The sequence below is a fragment of the Novosphingobium indicum genome, assembly GCF_014645195.1.
Taxonomy (GTDB): domain Bacteria; phylum Pseudomonadota; class Alphaproteobacteria; order Sphingomonadales; family Sphingomonadaceae; genus Novosphingobium; species Novosphingobium indicum.
Genome location: NZ_BMLK01000005.1, coordinates 21,932 through 45,725, shown reverse-complemented (window position 1 = coordinate 45,725; position 23,794 = coordinate 21,932). Strand labels below are relative to the sequence as shown.

The window sequence follows — 23,794 nt, the reverse complement described above, 5'->3', positions numbered from 1 at the left end:
AGACCAACGCGGGAAACCGCCGAGACAGGCTATGTCGGCGGATTGCTCGCATGGCCTGGGTCTCACCGGCGGTATTTGCCACAACTGCCTTGAGCGGCTGTGTCGTCGGACCCGACTTCCAGCGTCCGAAACCCGATGTGCCTGCGGCATGGTCCTCACCCGGGGCCGGGCCGCAAAGCCGCGCAACCACCCAAGGCTTTCAGCAGCCGAAGTGGTGGACGACCTTCAACGATCCGATGCTCACCTCGCTGGTAGAGAGAGCCGCATCCGCAAATGCCGACTTGCGGCTCGCTGCTTTGCGCATCCAGGAAGCGCGGGCCCAACGCGCCGTCGTCGGCGCGGCAGCAAGGCCATCGCTCGACACCGCCGGATCCTGGCAAGGGCAACGCATCAGCGAGAACACGCCCAGCGGCAAGCTTTTTGGGCTGGCGGGCGATATTCCTGGATTGGCGAACTCGCCCGGCGCCTCGATCGCGAACCCCTACGGACAATTTCAATTCGGCTTCGATGCGGTCTGGGAGCTGGATCTCTTCGGGGGAATCCGGCGAAGCATAGAAGCAGCCGACGCGGATGCCGCAACGGCCGTGGAGGACTGGCGCGGCGTCGAGGTGGCGCTGTTCGGTGAAGTAGCGCGTGCCTACATCGACCTGCGCGGCGCCCAGCTCAAGCGCGCGGTCGCCCTGGACAACCTAGCCACCGCGCGCGATCTGCTGCGCATCGCAAGGCGAAGGCGCATTCTGGGACTGTCGAGCGAGATCGACGTCTCGCGCGCGGCAGCGCAGGCCAGCCTGATCGAGGCGCAGCTCCCGTTGCTCGAGCGGCAGATTGTTGCCGACATCAACGAGCTCAGCCGGCTCATAGATCGCGAGCCTGGCGCGCTCAGGAGCCAGCTCGAATCCGCCAAACCGGTCCCAGTGATTCCGCCGCAGGTCGCGGTCGGTCTTCCCGCAGAACTCCTTTGCAGGCGTCCCGACATTCGAAGCGCTGAAAAGCGCTTCCATGCGGCGACCGCGCGCCAGGGCGTTGCTATTGCCGATCGCTTTCCGCGCCTGACCTTGACCGTCGCGGGAGGATATCAGGCGCAGGACCTCACCAACCTGTTTGATTGGGCAAGCCGGTTCGGCTTGGTTGGTCCCCAGCTCGCCGCGCCACTATTTGACGGCGGACGCCGCCGCGCCAAGGTCGCGGCGGCAGGCTATCGCACTGAAGCGGCAGCGGTCGACTATGGGCGCACCGTGCTCAATGCACTGCATGAGGTGGATAGTGCTCTTACCGCCTACGCCGAGGAGCAGAAGCGGCGCGCTTCTGTCGTCGAGGCGGTGAGCCAGAACAGGTCCGCGGTTCGCCTGGCCCGGCTGCGCTATGAGAATGGCCTCGACAGCATTCTCGAAGTGCTCGATGCGGAAAGGACATTGCATGAAAGTGAGGCGCTGCACGCGGACAGCACGACGGCCATCTCAATACGCCTTGTCGCGCTTTATAAGGCTCTTGGCGGCGGATGGGAGGGATCGGCGGACGCAGTCAATTCCTGCGCGGACCAAGCGGACCAATCGCATCGATGACCGATGTTACGGCAATCGAGATGGAAGCATCTCGTCTGGTTTCACCAGTCCGTCCGTTGTGGCGAACCGCGGATCATTAAATCGTCCGCAGCAGCAAGCTAGTTTTCGAACCGAAGCTGGAACCCCACACCCTCAGCCGATGGCTGAGGCATGGCGACCGCGGCGGCCAATGTTGGGAGCCCTATGCGCTCGCCAGCGCAAATGCCGGTGAGCAAGCCGTACCTCCTGAAGTGGGGAGCGAAGCGCCGAACGAAGCCGGCACTGAATCGATCGCGTCGCGAAGTGCACGTCGCGCCCTGTGGGCCCGGACCGTCAGATTGTTCACGGTTATGCCCAGCTCTTGCGCCGCGTCCTCCTTGGGCTGGTTTTGCAGGTCAAGCCGGTAGATGACATCCGCATATTCCTGCCTGATGTTCGACATCAGGCCCAAGATCGTGCCCTCCGGATCTGGCAAGCTGTCCGTCAGGGCCTCGTGCGGACGATCGTGATGCTCTATCTCGAATGTCACCTCGCGTTGGCGGCGGGTTCCCCGGCGTCGGCAGAAATCGATCAACGTGGTTTCGAACAAGCGGCGAAGCCAGCCATGGACAGCTCGCGCGTCACGTAATTGTTCGAATCGCTCCAGCGCCTTGAGCGCGAACGCCTGCACCACGTCATCGGCCGCAACCTCGTCGCGCAACCGGCGAGCGGCCATGGCCCGGTAGCGCTGGTAACAACACGCAAGTTCCTTGCGCACGAGGCGGCGCTTCGTTTCATCTGCCGCGTCCCCACCGAAGGAGTCGCTTTCCTCGGCGTGAGTTTCGTTGTCAGGGCATATGTCGAACATGGCTGTACTCCCTATTTCGACGGCAGTCTCATCCCGGCGCGGCAAGAATGGTGCCGGATCGCAATGGACAGCGCATTAGGCTTCACCGCATGGCTCTTGTGACGAGTGCATCGACGGCTGGATCCCGAGGGAGGACTTAAACCAAACCGGCGAACAGCATTTTGGCAGGTTCCCGACCGGGGGGCTCCAGGCATCCGCACGCCGCCATTCAGCGCCGTCAATGAATTGCGAAAATCATGAAAAACGTTCGGAACGATGCTGTACGTGGCACTGGGAGAATGTTGCATCATATTGAAAATAGACGCGCTATTCTTGTAAGATATTGCGGTGCTTTCTATTCCACATCCAACAGAACCAGACTGCGCCAGCATGGTGCCCTCCACTCATCTGATAGGAACGGGCTATCACGCGTTTCTGCCAGAAGGACTACGGGCGGTTACCTAATGCGACGCGACATCATATCGTTTGCGCTGTAATCGAAGCGCCATGACCGCCGGGAAGTTGCACGAGGTGCGAGCCCGGATGGCCGCGATCATGGCGCTCGGCCGGCAGATATGACAGAAGATGGAAGCCCCGCATCAAGGTTTCCGGCGCGGCAATTCGACGGACGCTTCCGCTCTGGTCAGGACGCAGGTCGGGATCTGTCCGGCAGTGGCGGCCTATCGAGGCACTGCGCGATCAAGCCGACCAATTTCTCGTCGGTCAGGGGTTTTTCAACCAATGCGGAGAACCCTGCTTCCAGCGCGCGTTTCTCCAGATCGTGCTGGTAGCGACCGGTAATAAGAATGGCGGTCCCCGGCCATCCGCTCTGGCGAAGCCGTGCAAGCAGCGTGATCCCGTCCATCGATGGCATCGAATAATCCGTGATCAGGCAATGACAACCACTGCAGGTGTCACTTCCCAGCAATTCGGTGGCCGAACCGAAATCGCAGACGCAGAAGCCGTGCGCGCGAAGGAGCAGGCTGACGGACCGGCGCACCGCCTCGTCGTCGTCGACGAGCTGCACGCAGTGGCTGGCATCGTCCTTCCCGTCAGTCCTGATCACACCGAACATCCCACACTATTTGTCGCGACAACTCAAGGGTTGCCGCTTCTGGCCTACGCTGGCCTCCGGCCGCGCAGTATAGGTGCGTTCCCTTAATAAGTAGGCAGGCTAGAGGTCGGTGCCGAGGCCCGCGATCAGCGCGATGCGCAAGGCCTCGGGCAATGTATGCACACCGAGTTTTTCCATCATGTTGGCCCGGTGGATCTCCACGGTCCGCGGGCTGATGCCGTGGGCGCGTGCGATCATCTTGTTGGTCTGCCCGGCGGCCAGGCCCTCGAGCACATCGCGTTCACGAGGCGTCAGCGTTTCGATGCGCGACATTGCCGCAGCCGCGGTCAACCGTTGTGCATCCGCCTGCTCGGCGATAGCAAAGACTTCCTCCAGAGCTTGAAGTATCGTGTCCTGCTCGAAGGGCTTTTCGATGAAATTGTGAGCACCCTTGCGCATCGCTGTGACCGCAGTGCCGATGTCGCCATGCGCGGTCATCACGACCACCGGCAAATCCGATCCCCCGGCGCGCAACCGTTCAAGCACTGTGACCCCGTCAATTTCGGGCATTCGCACATCAAGCAATACGCAGCCCGGCCTCAGCGTTTGAGCTGCCTCGAGAAACAACACGCCCGAATTGTAACTTTCGACCGCATAGCCCTGGGTGCGGAGGAAAAGGCTGGTCGAACGGCGAATGGCGCCGTCGTCGTCGACGATATAGACGAGCTTCTCAACGGACATCTTGCTGCTCCGCTCGATCCATCCGCGTCAACGTGAAACGAAACACCGTACCTCCTTCTGGTCCTGGCTCGGCCCAGAGGCGTCCCCCGTGAGCCTCGACAATGGTGCGGCATATGGAAAGGCCCACCCCAAGGCCCTGCGCCTTGGTACTGTTGAAGGGTTCGAACAACCGTTCGGCAATCTCGTCCGAAATCCCGACGCCGCTATCGGTGACCGCCAGTTCGACCTCCTCGTCGCTGACGGCCGCTGTCGAAATCAAGAGATCCCGGCGTTCGCAGCCTTCCATCGCCTCGACCGCGTTGCGGATCAGGTTAAGCAGGACCTGTTGGATCTGGACGCGATCGACGAGGACACGCATCACGGCCGGGTCGAGGTTCGTCTCCACACGGACCCCACGCAGACTCGCGCCGGCAAGCGCAAGCGCCGCAGCCTCTTCGATCAATTTCGTCAAACCAACAATTTCCCGCTCGGTTTCACCCCGCGAAACGAAATCCCGAAGGCGACGCACGATCTGACCGGCGCGGACCGCTTCGGCGATGCCATCAGCAAGCGCCTGACGGGCCTCCGCTGCGGCATCTGGTCGATCGGCGTCCAAAAGCGCTTTTGCCGCCATTGCGTAGCTGGCTACTGCCGTCAGCGGCTGATTCAGCTCATGGGCAAGCGTCGATGCCATGCTTCCCACTGCAGACACGCGAGAAATATGGATCAGCTCGTCCTGGAGATCCTGCAAGCGCCGCTCGACGTCCTGCTTGGTCGACAGATCCCGGATGAACCCGGTGAACAACCGGTGACCATCTGCTTTCACGGCCTCACCTATTGCAAGCTCCATCGGGAAAATGCTGCCATCGCGTTTGCGGCCAGACACCACGCGACCGATGCCGATTATGCGCCGTTCCCCTGTCGCGAGATATCGCGCGAGATAACCATCGTGGGCTTCGTGATGGGGGGAGGGGGCCAGCAGGCTGACGTTGCGCCCCACAACTTCATCCTCCCGGTACCCGAAGAGCCTTTCCGCCGTCGCGCTGAATGATTGAATAATTCCTCTTTCGTCGATCACCACCATTGCATCCGGCACGGTATTAAGGATGGATCGCAGATGGTCTTCCTGGGTCTGCAAGGCGGATTGCGCACGCTGCCATTCAGTGATGTCGCGAACAACCTTGCCATAGCCGACGATATTTCCGTCCAAGTCGCGCAGGGTATGAATGGCTACTTGTGCGAGAAACTCGGCCCCATCCTTGCGGACACGAAGCTCCTCTCCGAAATAGTGCCCTTCTGTTCGGGCAATCTCCAAGACATGATCCGGCCTGCCTTGGGCAATCGCCTCCGCCGGATGCAGGATCGACCAGTGCCGGCCCAGCACTTCGTCCGCGCTCCATCCTTTGATTTGCTGAGCACCCTTGCTCCAGAGCGTGATGCATCCTGCCTCATCGAGCATGAGAATTGCTTCATTTTCAAGGCAGTCGATAAAGCGCAGCAGTTGGTCGACGCTTGGCTCGCCAACCCTTCCTGCCATGGGTCTTTGATTTTCGGGTCCTTCCATCGCCTCATCTTCTGCCTTGAAATCCATCGGCTGACGGCAAGGCAAAATCCCCATTGCGCTGATCGCCAAACCTCGCTGTCCGGCTCTGCCGTTGTTTGTCATACGCACCCGCCGCCCGTATCCCTCATGCTAATGAGAAAAATTTTTAGGGTGACCGTAATTACCGGTATCTGGGAACGTCTAAATGTCGGCGTCAGACCTGTTGCCGCGATCGCTCAAAGAGAAGGTGCGCGTGAAGAACATCCTACTGCATGTCCAGGACGATCCTGGGATGGGAGCCCGTTTCCAGACGGCCTTGTCGCTGGCCCGCGATCAAGATGGCCATCTTACCTGCCTCCAGGTGACGCCAACCCCCTATTTTCCGGCCGACGGTCCGGTATCACCCGAAACTTTCAATCTCTTCGTTGACAGCGTCGAGGTGCCCGCGCGCGAGCTGCGCGCTGCTCTGGAAGCGCGGCTGAACAGCGATATGGTGTCCTGGGACTGGCGCACCAGAAACGGGAACAGCGCCATCGAGATACTCAGAGAGGCGCTGCTGGCCGATGTGATCGTGGCCGCTACAGGAGATGAGGCACCGGACATTTCCACGGTTGGAGCGCTTGTCGTACATGGCCACGTGCCGATTCTAGCCGTGCCGGTCACTGCGTCGCAATTCGACCCCGGCGATCCAATCATGATTGCCTGGAACGGTACGGCGGAATCCGCCAATTCGGTCCGCCACAGCCTCGCAATGATGAGAGCGGCCGCAAGCGTGCATATTGTGACGATCGCGGAAGAGCGCCTGGACTTTCCACCGACCGATGTCGCGGCCTACCTTTCACGGCACGGGATTCATGCGGAAATACACGAGCGGCCAGCCGAGCCATCGGTGGCAGAAGCGCTTACTGCCTCGGCGCGCGAATTGGGGGTCTCGTGCATTGTCATGGGCGGCTACGGCCATTCGCGCTATCGTGAAAGGATGTTCGGGGGCGTCACGCGCACGTTGCTTCTTGATTGTCCAATCCCGTTGCTTCTGTCGCATTGACGGTCCCAGAGCTTCAAACGCTCACCGCACGAGCCTGCTCCGAGTCCATCGCCACAAGGTTGATCGGATTGCCTGCGGCAAAGGTACGAATGTTCTCGATCGTCATGTCGATGAGCCGGCGAAGAGCGTCCTCAGTGTTATAGGCAACATGCGGCGTGATGAGGACATTGGAAGCGCTCGCCAAGACATGATGGGCAAGCAGTTCCTTAAGTGCGTCCGCCCCAATCTCGCGTCCACGAAAGACTTCGGCTTCGTCCCGGATAAGCGGCTCCTGCGGAAGAACATCAAGACCCGCTGCCCGTATCCTGCCGCTGGTGATCGCTCGAACGAGAGCCTCGGTCTCAATGATGTTGCCACGGGCCGTGTTGATCAGAACGGCTCCCTCCTTCATCAGTTCGAATTCGGCATCCCCGATCATCCCCTCCGTGCCCGAGGTCGCGGGCAGGTGCAGCGAAACGATATCGGCTTCGCCAAGCAAGGCAGGGAGATCGACATATCGAAAATCAAGAGCCTCGGCGATCTCATTGCGAGGCGAGATGTCATAGGCGACCACGCTCATTCCGAAACCGCGGGCGATCCGGATGACACATTGGCCGATCCGGCCGGTGCCGATCACTCCGATGGTCTTGCCGAACAGATCGAACCCTCGCAAATCGGCCGGGTCGAAATCGCCATGCCGAACCCTTTCGCTATAGGCAGGCAGATGGCGCGCCAAGCCCAGCAGGAGTGCGAACACATGTTCGGCGACAGTCACATCGCCATAGCCCGGCACATTCGCGACAGCGATGCCCGCCTTTGCGCAAAAGTTCAGGTCGATGTGATCATAGCCGGTCGACCGCGTCGCGATAAGCCTGAGATGTGGCATCTGGGCCAGGACCGGTATCGTCAATCTCGAATGGACGAAAACCGTTATGATTTCCGCGTCGTGGTAGGCGGCGACATTGGTTTCGTCGAGCGCGCCCTCGGTGCAGGTGAACTCGATCTCCGGCGGAAGGGCGTGGCACGCCTCGGCCTCCCAAGCTTCGGTTTCGAATGCGATCAGCTTCATGTGGCCCTCTTGCCCGTTTAGGAAACGAAAGACAGCCAAAAGCGAGGCACGGCTACCTTCATTTATTGGGACGCGCGACAAACCCCGTGGTTACAGGCCGGTCGGAATTCGCCGGATCCCGGTTTCGACAGTCGCGCTCAAGCTGGCGTGAGAACATCGGCAACCTCCAGCGCAGCAATCTATCAGCTTCATTCGAGGGATAGGGCTTCATACTGCGTATTGTGTTCAGGGCGCGCGAAAAACAGCGCCTCGCACATGGACGCCCGACCTGTGGGCGCTGTTACGGGAGACAACCAATGGCTGGATTGCGAAATTTCGATTTCCGGCGCCATTTGCCAAGCACGACCTTCGTCGCCCTCACGCTTCTGATATTCGCCGGGCTGGCCGCGATCGCGATCTACCTCGGCGTATATAACATCGCGGCCGATGCCCCCCATTATAGACCTACCTATTGGCTCATCGAAAACCTCCGTGACGAGTCAATCGCAGTCCGCGCGAAATCGATCATCGGCCAAAGAATTTAGCCGACCCAAAGCGCTGAGAACGGCGGTGCAAAATTAGACCACGGTAGCGGCGGCGCAGTGTTGCTGCGGGCGGCGTAAAAGTCGTCCACTTTTTCCCTTTTCGCGAAGCTGGTGGGGAGGGATGAGGGATTTACACCGTGGAACTTTATCTGAGGGTTCGCCTGGCTTGCGCTGAAGGCATGAGCCAGCGGGAGGCAGCGAAGCATTTCAACATATCGCGCGACACGGTTCGCAAGATGCTGTCATATTCCGAGCCGCCCGGCTACCGGCGCACGGCTGCGGTGCGGCGACCGAAGCTGGAAGCGTTCATTCTGGTCATCGATGCGTGGCTGGATGAAGACCGTGATGTGCCGCGCAAGCAGCGCCATACGGCGAAGCGGGTATTCGACCGTCTTCGCGAGGAGCATGGCTTCACCGGCGGCTACACGATCATCAAGGATTACGTCCGGGAGCGGAACCAGCGTCGGCGGGAGATGTTCGTGCCGCTGGCGCACGCTCCCGGCCATGCCCAGGCTGATTTTGGCGAGGCACTGGTCGAGATCGGTGGGGTGGAGCAGAAGGCGCACTTCTTCGTGCTCGATCTGCCGCACAGCGATGCCTGCCATGTGCGCGCTTATCCCGCTGCCGTTGCCGAGGCGTGGATGGACGGCGCATTGCCTCAAGCAGAATGTTACCAGTAAGATTGCTGTCCCGAGGGGGACGGAGGCTGTTCTGTCATCCAGTCTCGGGGATAGCGGATGGGCAGGCGGATCAGCATGGCGACACGGTCGGAATTGGTTGAAGCGATTGTCGAGCGGTATCGGACCTGTTCTCGAGCGGGCAAGCAGCAGATCCTCGATGAGTTTGTTGCGGTCACCGGTTATCATCGCAAACACGCGATCCGGGTGCTTCGGCGCCGCGAGACCAAGCCGCCGCGGGACCGCCGGCAGGCAATCCGTTACGGCGCCGATGTCCGGGAAGCTTTGGTGGTGTTGTGGGAGGCATCGGATCGCCTCTGCTCGAAGCGCCTGGCGCCGATGATCCCGGTTTTGCTACCGGCACTCGAGCGGCATGGCCGGCTCGAAGTCAGCGCCGGACTCCGCGAGAAACTGCTCACGGTCAGCGCGGCGACAATGGACCGTCTTCTATCTGAGGTGCGCCTCGTCGCGCGCGGCGGGCGGCGGCGCCGGACCGGCATGAGCTCGGCGGTACGGCGATCGGTTCCAGTCCGCACCTTCGGAGACTGGAACGATCCTGTGCCCGGTTACGTGGAGGTCGACTTCGTGGCGCATTCCGGCACCTCGTCCTCCGGCAGTTTCGTGCAAACGATGGTGCTGACCGATATCGCCACGGGCTGGACCGAATGCGTGCCGGTCCGAACGCGCGACAGCAGCCTCGTGGTTGCGGCGATCCAGCAGGCGCAGCGCCTCTTTCCGTTCCCGCTCCTGGGCGTCGACTTCGACAACGACAGCGCCTTCATGAACGAACTCGTGGTCTGCTGGTGCCGCAGCCAAGGATTGGAAGTGACGCGCTCGCGCGCCTATCGCAAAAATGATCAGGCATGGGTCGAGCAGAAGAACGGTGCCATCGTCCGGCGCCTGGTGGGCTACGGCAGGTTCGTGGGAGCGGAGGCGACGGCGGCGCTAGGTCGCCTGTACGATGTGGTGCGGCTGCATGGCAATCTGTTCCAACCCTCGTTCAAGCTGCGGGAGAAGACGCGGATCGGCGCGCGCGTCATCAAACGCTATCATCCGCCGGTGCCGCCGGCCGCGCGCGTTCTGGATCATCCCGACGTAGCCGCAGCCGACAAGGCGCGGCTGATCCGGGTGCTGGAAACAGCCGATCCCGTGATGCTGTTCGCGGGCATCCGGGCAGCGCAGGACGATCTGGGAAAGCGGGTCGACCGTCGCGGGCTGAATGCCAAGCCTGAGGAACCAGTCGTCATCGACCTGACGCGCTTTGCCGCGAACCTGGAAACAGCCTGGCAGGCGGGCGAGATTCGACCGACGCATCGCCGCCCGTACCGGCGGACCAAGCCCTATCCCAAAAGGCCGAGCATGCTCGATCCGTTCGAGGCGCAGATCCGCGCGTGGCTTGAGGCCGACATGACGCTCTCGGCAGCCGAAGTATTGCAGCGTCTCATCAGTGCCGAACCGGCGCGCTTCACGAAGAAAAGCGAGCGGACGGTGCAAATCGCCGTGAAGGCATGGCGCGCAGAAATAACCGGACAGATCATCCTCAATGGAGACTGGATGAAGGGCGTCGCCATATCTGCGCCCGCCGCGGCGGGCGCAGATATGGCGCATCTCGCGACTGCTCAACTCGGTAACAATCTTCGGTGAGGCAACAGGGGGGGTCAGTTTGTCAGTTCGTGTGACACTATTATGAAGTAGCTTACACTTCATGCGACATTTGGCGTCTGAAATGTACTGGACCTGTAATCTTCTTACAGACCGGGTCCACCCACGCCTATCGACACGGTTGCGTTCCTGGGAGACAGCAACAGGTTGGTTGCGGCCTCGTAGTCAAGCGGCTGCGAATAGAAGTAACCTTGGCCGAGCCGGCATCCCAGTTGTGCAAGGCAGGCCGCCTGCGCCTCACTCTCGACTCCTTCGGCAACGACCGGAATGTCGAGTTCGCGCGCAGTGTGGAGCAGACCGCCGATCACGGCTGCGCCCGCGCCGTCGGGCGCAAGATGATCGACCAGCACCTGATCGATCTTGATCATGTCGACGGGCATCGTCAGCAACGGCATCAGAAGCCCGTCGCCCGTTCCGAAATCGTCAATCGCCACTCTCAAGCCCTTCTGGCGGAGCGCGCCGATAGCATCGAGGAGTGCCTTGTCCCGCAAAGCCGGGTAGGCACTTTCAGTGACTTCTATCACCAGGTGCTCGAGGGGGAGGTCATGGCCGTCGAGCACCGATGCGATCTGCGTGTCGAGTTGCCCGCCATGGAAATCGGCCAGAGACACATTGATTCCGATATGTTCAAGCGGGATGGAACGCTCCCGCCAGTGCCGCATGTCGCTTGCCACGATTTCGAGCATGCGTTGCGTCAGTTCCGATGCGACATGGATGTCGGCAGTGGCTTCGCAGAATGCCGCGGCGGCAAGAAGGCCGCCGTTGGCCATTCTCAACCGGCACAGCGCTTCCATCGCGACGATTTCTCGCGTGTCGAGCCGGACTATAGGTTGGTAATGCGCCTCGACCCTGTGGTCGCGTAGTGCGGCATCGACGTCCCGGATGGCGGCGATGCGATGGATGATGCGCGTGTCGATACCAGGCCAATATCGCACGAAGCCGCCCCGGCCGGTTTCCTTCGCATGGTAGAGCGCGAAGTCCGCATTCTGCCGTACTGTCTCGGGGCTTCGGTCGCCGGTGTCGAAGATGGCTCCCCCGATGGTGGCCTTGGGCACGACAGAGTGCCCGTTGCAGTCGAGCGGCTGGGTCAGGCATGCAAGAAGGCGCGCAGCAAAGCCGTCGAGATCATGCAGCGCCTCCGGAGTTCGCAAGATTAAGGCAATTTCGTCGCCGCCGATCCTGAAGACGCGGTTCGGGGCGGCGCACTCTTCGGTTCGCCGCGCCGCTGCCTGGATCAGGAGATCGCCGGCATGGTGCCCGAAACCGTCGTTGACGACCTTGAGGTTGTCGAGGTCGAGGATCAGCAAGGCCCATGTTCCGGGCTTGTCGCAAGGCAATAGCGAGAGCGCCGTTCCGAATGCGGATCGATTGCCAAGTCCTGTCAACAGGTCGATGCTCGCCCTTCGCTCGCGTTCCAGCACGCGCTCATGACGTTCGAGCGCTATGGAGCAGAGGTGCGTCGATGCCTCGACTATGGCTTTCTCTTCCTCACTCGGCGTACGCGGTTGGCGGCAATAGAGGGCGAACGTGCCGATAACCCGGTCCAATTCACCGTAAATCGGTGTCGACCAGCACGCGCGAAAACCAAGCAGCAGTGCCGCCTCCCGAAAATCGGCCCAGCGCGGATCACAGGCAATGTCGGTGACGACGACTGGTTTGCGAAGATAGGCTGCGCTGCCGAAGGATCCGACGTTGGGGCCGATCATCAGTCCGTCAAGTGCAGCGGAGAATTCCGCGGGCAAACCGGGCGCCGACAGCGGATGAAGGAAACCATCGCGATCGACTGACAGGACCGAGCAGGTCACCTCCGGCGCAAGTGCCTCGACTTCAAGGCATAAGCGGTCCATGGTCGCCGTGAGGTCGGCTCCCTTTGCGATCATTTCAAGGATGATGTTTCGTAAGCCTAGCAATGACCGACCTGATGATTTGAAAGTTTGATGGGAAAGGGACTGTCGACTACGATACGCGTCCGCATTTAAGTCTCTGCTAACGCGTGCGTTTCGAAGCTCCTTATTTGCACTTTATTTGGCCATTTTGGTCTCAAGTCCCCGCAGTTCATCGCGCCATTTGGGACGCGCGGGCGTCATTGATCGTTCCGACCGCATGAGTGCCGTCTAAGTGCGATTTATGCGAGCCGGGTTAAATGATACTTAAAACCCGTCGCCTTATAACCATCTAAGGTCGATTTATGTGGCGTGAAACGGACGCATCCTGGCACTCTTCGAAATGTCCTGGCGACGAACATCCGTCGGTGTCGCTTGGCAAAAGGCGTGAGCCAGCAGGATTTTGCTCTCGAGATCGAAATGGATCGAACCTATTTTGGTGGCGTCGAACGCGGCGAGCGCAATGTGTCGATCGACAACATCGAGAGGATCGCGAAGGGGCTTGAAGTCAGTCCTTGGCTGCTGTTCAAGGAACCGGACTAACGGGACGGGCGGGCCCGCGAGGGACGGGCGTGCGTATGAACGTTGATTAAGCTGTCCTTGTCGATGGCCGCCATCGGATCAGCACCGCGATCAAAATCTGACCCATTCGACCTTGTCTCATGCCGCCCTGTGCGTTGGCGAGATTTCCTACCGGTCGGGTCAAGGCCCACAATTCGTGGAAGCCGATGTGAACGACAGGGTTCGGTTTGTCTCGGCCGAAATCTTCGCCGATCGTCACTTGCGCATCTGCAGACCTGCAGGGCTCGATGCCGAGGAAATCTAGAAGGTTTGCTCCATTGCCACCAGCCGAGCGGCGGCGATGCATAATTGCATTGGGCAACGGCGAGCCGACCAAGGCGATTCGCTCCGGCCTGATCGCGCAGGCATTCCAGCCTGTTTGTCACCACAGCCTCTTCGTCCCCCCCGGGATTTCGACGTGTCGCCCTATTTTCAGGTGAACAAACCCACCCTCGACGCGGACTTCAGTCCACATGCCTTGCAATGGGCCGAGATGGCGCAGTGAAGATGGTTTCGATTACAGAACACCGAGGACGTCATTCATGCGGCGAGCGCGTCGAGAATCGGGCACTCGGGAACATCTTCGCCCGAACAAAGCGAGGACGTGGTTGCCAACGCTCTTTCGATCCGGCGCAAGTCGGCGATCTTTGCCCGGACACTGGCCAGATGCCGTTCAGTCCGTTCCTTCACCTCGGCGCAGGTTTGTGTGCCGCCATCGACAAGGTCGAGCAGACCGCGGATTTCCTCGATGGTAAAGCCCAGATCGCGCCCGCGCATGATGAAACGAAGGCGCGAAACATGACTTTTGTCATAGATGCGGTAGCCTGCCGCCGTTCGGGGAGGGTCGGGCATCATGCCGACCTTCTCGTAATAGCGGATGGTTTCGAGATTGCAGCCCGTGGCCTTGGCAAGGTCGGCGCGCCGGTAGCCCCGTTCGGAAAGACGACGGTTTTGCATCCAAAAAAATAGCCCTTGAGTCTGTAGTTGCTACAGACCTTACAGTCTGACTGCATGAAGATCGAGAGGCGATTCGCATGAACAATTCGAACATCGAGGCAGGGCTGTCGGAGGCGGTTCGACACGTCGAGAGCAGAAACAAGACATTGTTCGCCGCTGGCGGCGCGATCGGAGCTGTCCTGGCCTCCACCTGCTGCGTTGTGCCGCTGCTTCTGTTGACGCTCGGTGTCTCGGGTGCCTGGATCGGCAATCTCACCTTGCTCGAACCCTACAGGCCGATCTCCGCCGGCATAGCGCTCGTCTTCATCGGTCTGGGATTCCGGCAGGTCTATTTCAAAGCCAAGCCGGCCTGCGAGGAAGGATCCTACTGCGCCCGCCCGGAATCGTCCGTCATCACCAAAACAGTCCTCTGGATTTCGACCGTACTGGTTCTCCTCGCACTGACGATCGACTGGTGGGCGCCCTATTTCTACTAGGAGAAAGCAGCATGAAACGACTTGCAATCATCGCGGGCGGTGCTCTTGCCATCGCCACCGCCGCCATTCCTCCGGCCGCTTCCGTCGCGCAGCCACCCACCTACACGGCAACAGCGAGCCGAACGGCGACTTTCGCTGTCGAGAACATGACCTGCGCCCTGTGCCCGGTCACGGTTAAGAAGGCCATGGAGGGCGTAAGGGGCGTGAAGTCGGTCTGGATCGACTTCGATGCCAAGACCGCCACAGTGGTGTTCGATCCCTCGAAAGCGACCGTCGCGGCGATCGCTGCTGCATCAACCAACGCGGGCTATCCGGCGTCGGTCACGAGCTGATAGCGTGAAGGACGCGACCATCATCAAGACTGGCATCGCAGGTTCGCTTATTGCCGCCATCTGCTGCGCCACGCCGGTACTAGTCATCGCACTTGGCGCAATTGGCCTGTCTGCCTGGGTCGGTTGGCTCGATTACATACTCCTTCCGGCGCTCGCCATCTTCGTGGGCATGACGGCTTATGGGCTGTGGCGACGGAACCGCACAGCAGCCTGCTGCGCGGCTGATGTTCTGACGAACAAGGAAAGAAGCTGACATGGCGGACCATCGCGTTCCCAAAGGAAAAAAAGAAACCGTCTATGACCTCGCCGTGATCGGCGCAGGCTCGGCGGGGTTCTCCGCCGCGATCACGGCGGCCGAGCAGGGCGCCAATGTCGCGCTGATCGGCCACGGCACCATCGGCGGCACCTGCGTCAATGTCGGCTGCGTGCCGTCGAAAACGATGATCCGCGCGGCCGAGGCGCTGCATGGCGCTCGCGCCGTGCGTCGATTTCCCGGCCTTTCCGGCGACGCGCAGGTGGATGACTGGCGCAGCCTGATTGCCGCCAAGGACGACCTTGTCTCGGAATTGCGGCAGAAGAAATATATCAACCTGCTGCCCGAGTATGACGGCATCACCTATCTGGAGGGCGCGGGACGGCTCGACGGCGCGGGCGTGATTGTTCGCGACGCACCTATCACCGCTGGAAAGATCATCATCGCCACCGGCGGCCGTCCATCTGTGCCGCCGATACCGGGCATCGAGAAAGTGAACTACCTGACCAGCACATCGCTGCTGGATCTGATAGACTTGCCGGAAAGCCTGATCGTCGTCGGCGGCGGTTATGTCGGCGCGGAGCTTGCCCAGATGATGGGTCGCATGGGGGTCGATGTCACCGTGATTTGTCGCTCGCGACTTCTGCCTCAGGCGGAGCCGGAAGTGTCCGCCGCGCTGGCGGATGTGTTCCGGTCGGAGGGCATCACTCTCCATTGCGGCATCGCTTACAATGCCTGCCGGGAAGACAACACGGGCGTGACCATATGCGCTGAGGACGGAGGCAAGCTGATCGAACTCACAGCCGAACGGCTGCTGATCGCTACAGGCCGCGCGCCCAACGCCGAGAGGTTAGGGCTGGCGGAAGCTGGCATCACTCAGGACGCGCGCGGCGCCATTATCGTCGATGATCGCATGCGCACGTCAAAGGCCGGCATCTATGCCGCCGGCGACGTCACCAACCGCGACCAGTTCGTCTATATGGCGGCTTATGGCGCCAAGCTCGCGGCGCTCAATGCGCTGAATGGAGACACCTTGTTCTACGACAATGAAGTCATGCCGTGGGTCGCGTTCACCGATCCGCAGGTCGCAGGTGTCGGAATGACCGAGGCCGAAGCCCGGCAGCGGGGTTTTGCCGTCAAGATGTCGGTCGTCTTGCTCGAACAGGTTCCCCGGGCACTCGCTGCTCGCGACACACGCGGTCTCGTCAAATTGGTCGCGGATGCTGACGGCGGACTGCTCCTCGGCGGACAGATTCTTGCGCCCGAAGGCTCGGACAGCATCCAGACCCTGGCGCTCGCGCTCAAGTTCGGAATGACCGCTGATGCCCTTGGCGAGATGGTCTTTCCCTACCTCACCACCGTCGAGGCGCTGAAGCTTGCGGCGCAAGGCATTCGCAAGGACGTTTCGAAGCTCTCATGTTGCGCAGGTTGAGGGGCGGGCGGGAGTCAGCTCCGTGCGCCTTGACGGCACCGGTCGGCGCACTGGCGGCACTGCCGTGCACATTCCTTTACGACGGCCTCGTCATATTTCGCGCATTCGGCCGCACAGGTATCGCAAATCTCGGCGCAGAAGTCGCACCATTTCGCATCGACCATTTCGCATCGGGAGTCGATTCGCCGCAGTCGATGCAGAGCCGGTTGCAATCGCCCATGCCGGGCTTGTCGAGGCCCAAATCGAGGCCTTCGTCGAACACTACAACCACCAGCGTTAACACGAGAGCCCGAACAACGTGACGCCCGCCGCCGCTTACTTCGGCCGGGCGTCGGCCATCATCAAACAGCGCGAAAGGATCAAACGACAAACCATCGAATATCGGCGCTTGCGCCACCGCAAGCTTGCCGCCTAACATCAAATCCAAGACGAGGCCCGCACTTCGCTAATTTACGCCGCGAGTTGTTCCGAATGTCCTGACGACGGACAGTTCCTAGTTGCGTTTGTTCGAAGACATTTATAGATTGACTTGGTCGTGAAACGCTTCCTCCCCCTGCTCTTGCTGATCGGCGCATTGAGTGGTCTGCTCGGTCAGGAGGCGGCGTTTGCCAGTGGCCCGCGCGTGCCGATGATCGGAATGGCGGCTGGCGTGATGTCCACCGATTGCATGGAAATGATGCAACAGGATCGGCAACAGCCTGCCAAGATGCCGTGCGAGGGGCTTACGCTCGACTGTATCGCAGCGATGGGCTGCACAATCCCACTGTTTGCCGTGCCTGAACCTGGTGCGGTCGGTGGATTGCTTTATGCGCCGCAACTTCATTTCCTTCCCCCCGTCCGTCAGCTTGCCGGCCTATCGACCGGACCGGAGCCACCTCCGCCTAACGCCTGAATCGAATGCCATAGCCTACCTGACCGGTTCCTTCTGGGCAGAACGTGACTGCGCTTGTCAGTCGCTCATGTAGGCCATTCCACCACTCGATTCAGGAATACTATCATGCAGAATATTCTAATTGGCGCGGCTGTTGCCGCCCTTTCGCTTGGTCTTGGCGCGGCGCCGGCTTTCGCGCAGCAGACGGAATCCGCGTCCGGCGGGCGCTATGAATGGCGCACCGTCCCGCAAGCCGGTCCGCGCTCCGCTGTGCCCGTCTCACGCAAACGAGTCTGGGTGGCGGACCGGACGCAGGGGACCAATTGCGACTGCGACATGATGAAGATGAGCGCTGATGAGTGCATGAAGAGCATGCATGATCGCAAAGCCGCTCCGTCGGCGGGCTAAGACTGTTGCCTGGCCGATAGCAATAGACATGTGAGCCAGGCGCGTGGCGCCGGCGGAGATCCCTCATCTTCGCCGGCGTCCGTTTGCCGAGCCGCTATTGTTTACACGTCGGTCTGATTGCTGCCGATCAGGAGACTTCAATGCGATTGTTATATTGCGCGCCGCTCCTCGCGGCGATTTCGGGCCCAGCGCTGGCGGGGCCACTCAGTTTCGAGGAAGCGCTGAACCGCGCGGCAAACGACGCCCCGTTGCTTGAGGCGCGGGCGCAACAAGTTCGCGCGCGTCAGTCGGCCGCGATTGCCGCGGGGCAACTGCCCGACCCGAAGCTCGGGATCGGCATCGACAATTTTCCCGTATCCGGCCCGCCAGCTTTTAACTTCACCCGAGAGAACATGACGATGGAACGGTTCGGCATCGAGCAGGAGGTGCCGAACCTTGCCAAGCGGCACGCCCAGCAGGACAGGGCGGAGGCTGATATCGTAGCGGCTCAGGCCAAAAGCAGTTCGGATCTTCGCAGAATCAGAGTTGCCACGGCGCTGGCGTGGATCGACGCTTTCTATGCGCAAAAACGCCTTGAGGCGATGGACATCATATTGGAACGTCTGCGGCGTCTGTCCGGCGCCGCCGTTTCGGCAGTGACGGCAGGCACGGGACGGCCGGCGCAAAGCCTCAACATCCGCCAGTCGATTGCCGAACTGTTCGAAGATCGCCGCAGCATGCTCGTCGCCGAAGCAGGCAAGGCCCGCGCGGAACTGGCGCGCTGGACCGGCGAGGCCGACCCGGTCCCCACAGGGACGATCCCGCATTTCGACATTTCGCGATCCGAGCTCAGCGCCGCGATCGCTCGCCATCCGGATCTCGGGCTGGCCTCTGCAAATGTTGGCCAGGCGCTGGCCGACGTCGAGACCGCACGGGCGGAAAAACGGCCCGACTGGGGGTTCAATGTCGCTTTCCAGCGACGTGATCCGCAATTTGGCAACATGGTGTCGGTAGGTGCCACCATGTCGCTGCCGATCTTTCCCGGCCGCCGGCAGAATCCGCGGATCGCGGCGGCGACATCGGACGCGGCGGCCGCTCGCGCCGAGCAGGAAGACGTGCGCCGGACTTTGCAGGCGCAGCTCGATGCCGGGCTCGCGCAGCACGCCATGCACCACAAACAGTGGATGCGGGCGAAAGACACGCTCCTGCCGCTTGGCCGGCGGGAAGCGGCGCTTGAGACCGCCAGTTACGCCGCTGGACGCGCCGGGCTGCTCGATGTGATCGAGGCGGAAGCTAGCCTTGCCCGGACCGAGCTCGACACGCTGGACCGCGAAGCCGCCGTTGCCCGCCATGAAGCGTGGCTGGCTCTGAACTTTGGAGACGATCGATGAAGCTGCAACTTTCTTCGAAAGCGCGGCTCGGCCTTGCCGCGGCGGCGATTGCACTGGTCGCGAGCGGCCTGGGCTATGGCCTGGCTTCGTTGAGCCATGATGTGTCGGCCCCGGCTAAGACCGAAGAAGGCCGCAAGGTGCTATACTGGTACGATCCGATGGTGCCCCAGGAGCATTACGACAATCCGGAAACTCGTTCCTCGATGGGCATGAAGACCATTCCCAAATATGCCGACGAAGGTGGGGAAGGCGCAGGCGTGCGCATCGATCCAGCATTGGCCCAGAGCCTGGGCATGCGCATCGCCGAGGCGCGCTGGGGGACCATTGGCGGCGGCCTCACCGCGACGGGAACGATCGGTTACAACGAGCGCGAGGTCGCGATCATCCAGCCGCGCGCCAGCGGCTTCGTCCAGCGGAGCTATAACCGCGCACCTGATGACGTAATCGGGGCCGGAGCACCGCTCGTCGATTTGCTCATTCCCGAGTGGGGCGGAGCGCAGGAAGAGTTCGTTGCAGTGCTCCGCACGGGCGACCAGGCTCTCGCCAACGCGGCGAGACAGCGCCTCGTCCTGCTCGGCATGCCGCAATCGACCATCGCCATGGTGGAGCGTAGCGGACGCCCTCGGACGGCCATCACAATCGCTTCGCCTATCGGGGGCGCGATCAAGTCGCTTGCCGTGCGCCCGGGCATGAGCGTCATGGCCGGCCAGACCCTCGCCGAGGTAAACGGGCTCGGCACAGTCTGGCTCGATGCCGCCGTGCCCGAGGCGATGGCGCGTCAAGCACAGCCGGGAGGACCGGTTAACGCAACCCTGACCGCCTTCCCGGGCGAGACGTTTCGGGGACGGGTGCGCACGATCCTTCCGCAGGCAGATTCCCAAAGCCGGACAGTGACCGCGCGCATTGAGCTTGCCAATCGCGGTGGCAGGCTGCGTCCTGGCATGTTTGCGACGGTAAGCTTTGCGGCCGCGCAGCGCAGTGCGCTGCTGGTGCCGTCCGAAGCGCTCATTCGTACTGGCAAGCGCACGCTAGTGATGCTGGCGCTGGCGAAGGGACGCTATCAGCCGGCAGAAGTCAGGACGGGCTTGGAGGCGGATGGCCGGACCGAAATCCTTGCGGGCCTGTCCGAGGGCGAGAAAGTCGTCACCTCGGGCCAATTCCTGATCGATTCCGAGGCGAGCCTGTCGGCAATGGAAGTGCGGCCAATCAGTGGCACCGCGACGCCGCCCGCATCCAAGGCCAAAAACTATACCGCGACAGGACAGATCGAGAAGATCGCGTCCGACAGTGTCACCCTGAAGCATGGCCCGGTGCCGGCCCTCGGCTGGCCGGCCATGACCATGAGCTTCCGGCTGGGCGATCCGGCAACCACCAAAGGGTTCAAGGCAGGCGACAAGGTCCGGTTTACCTTCGACCAGCCGCCGGAAGGGCCGACCGTTCGCTTCATTACACGGGAGAGCGGTCAATGATTGCCCGGCTCATTCACTGGTCGGTCCAGAACCGTCTCTTTGTTGTATTGGGCGCGCTGGCACTGCTCTTCGCCGGGCTTTGGGCGGTGCAGACCACGCCGATCGACGCGCTCCCCGACCTTTCGGATACGCAGGTCATCGTCCGCACCAGCTATCCCGGACAAGCGCCGCAGATTGTGGAGGATCAGGTCACCTATCCGCTCGCCACCACCATGCTTTCAGTGCCCGGTGCCATGACCGTGCGGGGCTACAGCTTTTTCGGTGACAGCTATGTCTATGTAATCTTCGAGGATGGCACCGATCTTTACTGGGCACGCTCGCGCGTGCTCGAATATTTGAACCAGGTACAGGGCAACCTTCCGGAGACAGCGAAGAGCGCAATCGGACCCGATGCAACCGGCGTCGGGTGGATTTACGAATACGCGCTTGTCGATCGCACAGGACGGAACGATCTCTCGCAACTGCGGAGCCTGCAGGACTGGTTCCTGCGCTACGAACTCAAAACCATTCCCGGCATAGCCGAAGTCGCGAGTCTTGGCGGCATGGTCAAACAGTATCAGGTGGTGCTCGATCCGGTGAAGCTTGTCGGCTACGGTGTCACCCACGCTGAGGCGGTGGAAGCGATAAGGCGGGCCAATCAGGAGACCGGCGGTTCGGTGCTCGAAATGGCCGAAGCCGAATATATGGTCCGCGCCTCCGGCTATCTCCGGTCGCTGGACGATTTCCGCGCTATCCCGCTGCGCACCGCAGCCGGCGGCATACCCGTGACGCTGGGCGATGTCGCTACCATTCAGCTCGGTCCCGAAATCCGGCGAGGCATCGCGGAACTCGACGGTGAGGGTGAGGTGGCGGGCGGCGTCATCGTGTTGCGCCAAGGCGCAGATGCCCGCAGCGCCATCGAGTCAGTCGAGACAAAGCTGGAGGAACTCAAGAAGGGCCTGCCCAAGGGGGTTGAGATTGTTCCCACCTATGACCGCTCGCAGCTGATAGATGCTTCGGTCGCGAACCTCACCAGCAAGCTTCTCGAGGAATTCCTGGTCGTCGCCATCGTCTGTGCATTATTCCTCTGGCACGCCCGTTCGGCGCTGGTAGCAATCGTGACACTGCCGCTGGGAGTGCTTGCGGCGTTCATCGTGATGCGTTTCCAAGGGGTCAACGCCAACATCATGTCGCTTGGTGGCATCGCGATCGCGGTCGGCGCGATGGTCGACGCGGCAATCGTGATGATCGAGAACGCGCACAAGAAGATTGAGCGTTGGGAGCGCGATCATCCCGGCGAAGAACTACGGGGTCAGAAACGCTGGACCGTCGTCACCGAGGCAGCGGTGGAGGTTGGACCGGCGCTGTTCTTCTCGCTGCTGATCATCACCCTGTCCTTCGTGCCGGTATTCACGCTGCAGGCGCAGGAAGGGCGGTTGTTCTCACCGCTCGCCTTCACCAAGACCTACGCCATGGCTGCCGCCGCGATCCTGTCGGTAACGCTTGTGCCGGTGCTGATGGGCTGGCTCATCCGGGGGCGCATTCCTTCCGAACAGGCAAATCCGATCAATCGCGGCCTCACCCGCGCCTATCGGCCGGGCATAGACTGGGTGCTTAAGCGGCCCAAGGCAACGCTCGTCATCGCCGGGGTCGTTCTCGCTACCACCGTCTGGCCGCTGTCCCGCCTCGGCGGTGAATTCCTGCCGCCCATGGACGAGGGCGACCTGCTCTACATGCCCTCCGCCCTGCCGGGCCTGTCTGCCGCCAAGGCATCCGAGTTGCTCCAGCAGACCGACCGTATGATCAAGAGCGTGCCGGAGGTCGAGCGGGTGTTCGGCAAGGCCGGGCGCGCGGAAACCGCCACCGACCCCGCACCGCTCGTCATGTTCGAGACCACCATCCGCTTCAAGCCGCGCGACCAGTGGCGAGCCGGCATGACTTCCGAAAAACTGGTCGAGGAACTGGATCGCGTGGTGCAGGTGCCGGGGCTCGCCAATATCTGGGTGCCGCCAATCCGTAACCGCATCGACATGCTCGCGACCGGCATCAAGAGCCCAATCGGGGTCAAGGTGTCGGGGCCCGATCTCGCCGAACTCGATCGCATTGCCCATGATGTTGAAGCGGTGGCGAAACAGGTGCCGGGCGTGAGTTCCGCGCTGGCTGAACGGCTCACAGGCGGGCGCTACATCGATGTCGACATCGACCGCGCGGCCGCCGCGCGCTTCGGGCTCAATATTGCTGACGTGCAGGAGATCGTGGCGGGCGCGATTGGCGGCGAGAATATCGGGCAGACGGTCGAAGGCCTCGCGCGCTATCCCATCAGCGTACGCTATCCGCGCGAAATCCGCGACAGCCTCGATGAATTGCGGGCCCTGCCCATTCTTACGCCGGCCGGGCAACAGATCACGCTGGGAACCATAGCGCGGCTCCAGGTGAACGACGGGCCACCGATGCTCAAGACCGAGAACGGCCGGCTGTCGACCTGGGTCTATATCGACGTGCGGGGCCGCGATCTCACTTCGGTGGTGGACGACCTGCAAACGACGGTGTCCAAGGAGGTCAAACTTGCGCCCGGCGTTTCCATCGCCTGGTCGGGCCAGTTCGAATATCTCCAGCGAGCCCTCGACAGACTCAAGATCGTTGTTCCGGCAACGTTGGCCATCATTTTCGTTCTGTTGTTCATGATCTTCGGCAGGCTCGACGAGGCGGCGCTGATCATGGCGACGCTTCCCTTCGCGCTGACGGGTGGCTTCTGGATGCTTTACCTGTTGGGCTATCATCAGTCGGTTGCGACCGGCGTCGGCTTCATCGCACTGGCCGGTGTCGCTGCCGAGTTCGGCGTGGTGATGCTCATATATCTCAAGAGCGCACTAAAGGACCAAGGCGAAGACCTTTCTACCGAACAGGTATCCGAGGCCGTGCGCGAAGGCGCGCTGCTGCGCGTCCGACCCAAAGCGATGACCGTGGCGGTGATCGTTGCCGGTCTGCTCCCGATATTGGTCGGCACGGGCGCGGGATCGGAAATCATGAGCCGGATCGCAGCACCAATGGTCGGCGGCATGCTCACCGCGCCGCTGCTCTCGATGTTCGTGATCCCTGCCGCCTATCTGCTGATACGCCGGCGGCGAGCGAAAACCGGCGCTCGACCCGCTCAATACTGAAG

General features: G+C 61.5%; 22 protein-coding genes and 2 pseudogenes. 16 read left to right on the top strand and 8 right to left on the bottom strand.

The genetic code is table 11. From position 1 onward, the window contains the following. Nucleotides 1-50: 50 nt before the first annotated feature. The gene (locus tag IEX64_RS06220; protein WP_188818823.1) at nucleotides 51-1,562 is read left to right on the top strand and encodes an efflux transporter outer membrane subunit; all 1,512 of its coding nucleotides are present in this window, start codon (nucleotides 51-53) and stop codon (nucleotides 1,560-1,562) included. A 181-nt stretch (nucleotides 1,563-1,743) separates the two neighbouring features. On the opposite strand, the gene IEX64_RS06215 is transcribed toward IEX64_RS06220, so the two are convergent. The 4 genes from IEX64_RS06215 to IEX64_RS06200 all read right to left on the bottom strand — a co-directional run bounded on the left by IEX64_RS06215 (nucleotide 1,744) and on the right by IEX64_RS06200 (nucleotide 5,774). Then, complete coding sequence (locus tag IEX64_RS06215; RefSeq protein WP_188818822.1) at nucleotides 1,744-2,388, bottom strand: RNA polymerase sigma factor; 645 nt, start codon at nucleotides 2,386-2,388, stop codon at nucleotides 1,744-1,746. Between the two features lie 622 nt (nucleotides 2,389-3,010). After that, nucleotides 3,011-3,442 carry a response regulator transcription factor gene (locus tag IEX64_RS06210; RefSeq protein WP_188818821.1) on the bottom strand — a complete coding sequence of 144 codons (432 nt, stop codon included), beginning with the start codon at nucleotides 3,440-3,442 and terminating at the stop codon, nucleotides 3,011-3,013. 99 nt (nucleotides 3,443-3,541) lie between these two features. Then, on the bottom strand, nucleotides 3,542-4,162 hold the full coding sequence (locus tag IEX64_RS06205) for a response regulator transcription factor (protein ID WP_188818820.1): 621 nt from the start codon (nucleotides 4,160-4,162) through the stop codon (nucleotides 3,542-3,544). After that, nucleotides 4,152-5,774 carry a PAS domain-containing sensor histidine kinase gene (locus IEX64_RS06200; protein WP_229710102.1) on the bottom strand — a complete coding sequence of 541 codons (1,623 nt, stop codon included), beginning with the start codon at nucleotides 5,772-5,774 and terminating at the stop codon, nucleotides 4,152-4,154. Before IEX64_RS06200 ends, IEX64_RS06205 begins: the two co-directional genes overlap by 11 nt. A gap of 115 nt (nucleotides 5,775-5,889) precedes the next feature. Here IEX64_RS06200 and IEX64_RS06195 point away from each other — a divergent pair, with 115 nt between their 5' ends. Further along, nucleotides 5,890-6,729, top strand: coding sequence for a putative universal stress family protein (locus tag IEX64_RS06195; RefSeq protein ID WP_188818819.1), 840 nt, complete (start codon nucleotides 5,890-5,892; stop codon nucleotides 6,727-6,729). A 13-nt stretch (nucleotides 6,730-6,742) separates the two neighbouring features. Here IEX64_RS06195 and IEX64_RS06190 read toward each other — a convergent pair whose 3' ends face one another. Then, nucleotides 6,743-7,777: a hydroxyacid dehydrogenase gene (locus IEX64_RS06190; protein WP_188818818.1), complete on the bottom strand. Its 1,035-nt coding sequence runs from the start codon at nucleotides 7,775-7,777 to the stop codon at nucleotides 6,743-6,745. A 296-nt stretch (nucleotides 7,778-8,073) separates the two neighbouring features. Here IEX64_RS06190 and IEX64_RS06185 point away from each other — a divergent pair, with 296 nt between their 5' ends. The 3 genes and pseudogenes from IEX64_RS06185 (at nucleotide 8,074) to IEX64_RS06175 (ending at nucleotide 10,622) form a co-directional block, all read left to right on the top strand. Next, nucleotides 8,074-8,301, top strand: coding sequence for a hypothetical protein (locus IEX64_RS06185; RefSeq protein ID WP_188818817.1), 228 nt, complete (start codon nucleotides 8,074-8,076; stop codon nucleotides 8,299-8,301). 137 nt (nucleotides 8,302-8,438) lie between these two features. Further along, a pseudogene (locus tag IEX64_RS06180) lies at nucleotides 8,439-8,951 on the top strand (helix-turn-helix domain-containing protein); the annotation flags it as partial. Between the two features lie 105 nt (nucleotides 8,952-9,056). Next, on the top strand, nucleotides 9,057-10,622 hold the full coding sequence (locus IEX64_RS06175) for an integrase catalytic domain-containing protein (protein ID WP_229710101.1): 1,566 nt from the start codon (nucleotides 9,057-9,059) through the stop codon (nucleotides 10,620-10,622). 104 nt (nucleotides 10,623-10,726) lie between these two features. Here IEX64_RS06175 and IEX64_RS06170 read toward each other — a convergent pair whose 3' ends face one another. Beyond that, a complete protein-coding gene (locus IEX64_RS06170; RefSeq protein WP_229710100.1) occupies nucleotides 10,727-12,520 on the bottom strand; it encodes a putative bifunctional diguanylate cyclase/phosphodiesterase in 1,794 nt (597 codons plus the stop codon). 315 nt (nucleotides 12,521-12,835) lie between these two features. Here IEX64_RS06170 and IEX64_RS06165 point away from each other — a divergent pair, with 315 nt between their 5' ends. Next, complete coding sequence (locus IEX64_RS06165; RefSeq protein ID WP_188818814.1) at nucleotides 12,836-13,066, top strand: helix-turn-helix domain-containing protein; 231 nt, start codon at nucleotides 12,836-12,838, stop codon at nucleotides 13,064-13,066. A 558-nt stretch (nucleotides 13,067-13,624) separates the two neighbouring features. On the opposite strand, the gene IEX64_RS06160 is transcribed toward IEX64_RS06165, so the two are convergent. Then, complete coding sequence (locus IEX64_RS06160) at nucleotides 13,625-14,041, bottom strand: MerR family transcriptional regulator (protein ID WP_188818813.1); 417 nt, start codon at nucleotides 14,039-14,041, stop codon at nucleotides 13,625-13,627. A 77-nt stretch (nucleotides 14,042-14,118) separates the two neighbouring features. On the opposite strand from IEX64_RS06160, the gene IEX64_RS06155 reads away from it, so the two are divergent. From IEX64_RS06155 to merA, 4 genes are read left to right on the top strand one after another with little or no spacing between them, the layout of a single operon-like run. Then, the gene (locus tag IEX64_RS06155) at nucleotides 14,119-14,517 is read left to right on the top strand and encodes a mercuric transporter MerT family protein (protein WP_188818812.1); all 399 of its coding nucleotides are present in this window, start codon (nucleotides 14,119-14,121) and stop codon (nucleotides 14,515-14,517) included. Between the two features lie 11 nt (nucleotides 14,518-14,528). Continuing rightward, a complete protein-coding gene (locus tag IEX64_RS06150) occupies nucleotides 14,529-14,849 on the top strand; it encodes a heavy-metal-associated domain-containing protein (protein ID WP_188818811.1) in 321 nt (106 codons plus the stop codon). A 4-nt stretch (nucleotides 14,850-14,853) separates the two neighbouring features. Beyond that, nucleotides 14,854-15,102, top strand: a complete 249-nt coding sequence (gene merF / locus IEX64_RS06145; RefSeq protein ID WP_188818810.1) for a mercury resistance system transport protein MerF — start codon at nucleotides 14,854-14,856, stop codon at nucleotides 15,100-15,102. A 1-nt stretch (nucleotide 15,103) separates the two neighbouring features. Next, nucleotides 15,104-16,534 carry a mercury(II) reductase gene (gene merA / locus IEX64_RS06140; RefSeq protein ID WP_188818809.1) on the top strand — a complete coding sequence of 477 codons (1,431 nt, stop codon included), beginning with the start codon at nucleotides 15,104-15,106 and terminating at the stop codon, nucleotides 16,532-16,534. A 14-nt stretch (nucleotides 16,535-16,548) separates the two neighbouring features. On the opposite strand, the gene IEX64_RS24880 is transcribed toward merA, so the two are convergent. Further along, nucleotides 16,549-16,698, bottom strand: a complete 150-nt coding sequence (locus IEX64_RS24880; RefSeq protein WP_506330850.1) for a four-helix bundle copper-binding protein — start codon at nucleotides 16,696-16,698, stop codon at nucleotides 16,549-16,551. 59 nt (nucleotides 16,699-16,757) lie between these two features. On the opposite strand from IEX64_RS24880, the pseudogene IEX64_RS06135 reads away from it, so the two are divergent. The 6 genes and pseudogenes from IEX64_RS06135 to IEX64_RS06110 form a co-directional block, all read left to right on the top strand. Then, nucleotides 16,758-16,949, top strand: a pseudogene (locus tag IEX64_RS06135) (integrase core domain-containing protein); the annotation flags it as partial. A gap of 120 nt (nucleotides 16,950-17,069) precedes the next feature. Next, complete coding sequence (locus tag IEX64_RS06130; protein WP_229710098.1) at nucleotides 17,070-17,426, top strand: hypothetical protein; 357 nt, start codon at nucleotides 17,070-17,072, stop codon at nucleotides 17,424-17,426. Nucleotides 17,427-17,531: 105 nt separating this feature from the next. Continuing rightward, nucleotides 17,532-17,813 (top strand): hypothetical protein, encoded by a 282-nt coding sequence (locus IEX64_RS06125; RefSeq protein ID WP_188818808.1) that lies wholly within the window; start codon nucleotides 17,532-17,534, stop codon nucleotides 17,811-17,813. A gap of 83 nt (nucleotides 17,814-17,896) precedes the next feature. Beyond that, nucleotides 17,897-19,183, top strand: a complete 1,287-nt coding sequence (locus IEX64_RS06120) for a TolC family protein (protein ID WP_308422589.1) — start codon at nucleotides 17,897-17,899, stop codon at nucleotides 19,181-19,183. After that, nucleotides 19,180-20,652: an efflux RND transporter periplasmic adaptor subunit gene (locus IEX64_RS06115; protein ID WP_188818807.1), complete on the top strand. Its 1,473-nt coding sequence runs from the start codon at nucleotides 19,180-19,182 to the stop codon at nucleotides 20,650-20,652. The genes IEX64_RS06120 and IEX64_RS06115 overlap by 4 nt, the downstream gene beginning before the upstream one ends. Then, a complete protein-coding gene (locus IEX64_RS06110; protein ID WP_188818806.1) occupies nucleotides 20,649-23,792 on the top strand; it encodes an efflux RND transporter permease subunit in 3,144 nt (1,047 codons plus the stop codon). The genes IEX64_RS06115 and IEX64_RS06110 overlap by 4 nt, the downstream gene beginning before the upstream one ends. Nucleotides 23,793-23,794 lie beyond the last annotated feature (2 nt).